At 66.7% G+C, this 1400-nt stretch carries 1 protein-coding gene; it reads left to right on the forward strand.

Going from position 1 to position 1400, the window contains the following annotated elements; all coding sequences use genetic code 11:
- Nucleotides 1–1387: IS66 family transposase (locus L610_RS19455; RefSeq protein WP_144707004.1), on the forward strand; the 1387-nt coding region annotated here is incomplete at its 5' end.
- Nucleotides 1388–1400: the final 13 nt, after the last annotated feature.

Raw genomic sequence — 1400 nt, forward strand, 5'->3', positions numbered from 1 at the left:
GCCCGTCGAGCAGCTGCTGCTAGGTCTGGAAGAGGCCGAGCAGGTCGAGGCCGAAGGCTTCGCGGCGGACGACACCGCCGATCCTGCCAAGGGCGGGGCTCGCGCCAGGACGCGCCGGGCCAATAGGGGCTCACTGCCGGCTCATCTGCCGCGGGTCGAGCAGGTCGTCGACATCGACGACAAGAGCTGTCCCTGCTGCAAGGGAATGCTGCATGTCATGGGCGAAGACGTTGCCGAGCGCCTAGACATCGTGCCGGCCCAGTTCCGCGTCATCGTCACACGCCGACCAAAATACGCCTGCCGGAGCTGCGAGGAGGTTGTTGTGCAGGCGCCGGCTCCCTCGCGCCTCGTCGAGGGCGGCATCCCGACCGAGGCGACGGTGGCGCATGTGCTGGTGTCGAAATACGCCGATCACCTTCCGCTCTACCGCCAGTCCCAGATCTATGCCCGCCAAGGCGTCAACCTCGACCGCTCGACGCTCGCCGACTGGGTCGGCAAGGCAGCTTTCCTGCTTCGGCCCATCCACGAGCGGTTGTTCGAGCGGCTGAAGGCGTCCGACAAGCTCTTCGCCGACGAGACGACGGCCCCGGTGCTCGATCCCGGGCGCGGCCGCACCAAGACCGGCCAGCTGTTCGCCTATGCGCGCGACGATCGCCCCTGGGGCGGGATCGATCCGCCCGGCGTCGCCTACCTCTATGCGCCCAACCGAAAGGCCGAACAGCCCCTGCGGCACCTTCAGGGCTTCGTCGGGATCCTTCAAGTCGACGGCTACGCCGGATACAAGGCGCTGGCCGAGCGCAACGCCATGAGCCTGGCCTTCTGCTGGTCGCACGTGCGTCGCCGCTTCTACGAACTGGCGCAGTCCGGACCCGCTCCAATCGCAACGGAGGCCCTGCAGCGCATCGCTGAGCTTTACAAGATCGAGAACGAGATCCGAGGGCGCCCGGCGGAGGAGCGCCGCGCCGCTCGCCAGGAAACGAGCCGACCCATCATTGATGCCCTCGAGCCTTGGCTGCGCGGAAAGCTCGCGCTGGTCAGCCAGAAGAGCAAGCTCGCCGAAGCGATCCGCTATGCGCTCTCGCGCTGGGCCGGGCTCGGCCGCTTCCTCGACGATGGGCGCGTCGAAATCGACTCCAACATCGTTGAACGCAGTATCCGCCCCATCGCCCTCAATCGGAAAAATGCCCTCTTCGCCGGTTCCGATGGCGGTGGAGAGCACTGGGCAACCATCGCCTCGCTGATCGAGACCTGCAAGCTCAACGGCGTTGACCCGTACGCTTACCTCGCCAACGTCATCACCCGCATCGTCGCCGGTCACCCGCAGAACCAGATCGACGACCTGCTGCCATGGGCCTACGTCCCCGCGCCACTCAAGGCCGTGGCCTGAGAACAGCGGTTAC

The sequence above is a fragment of the Aminobacter sp. J44 genome, assembly GCF_007829415.1.
Lineage (GTDB): Bacteria > Pseudomonadota > Alphaproteobacteria > Rhizobiales > Rhizobiaceae > Aerobium.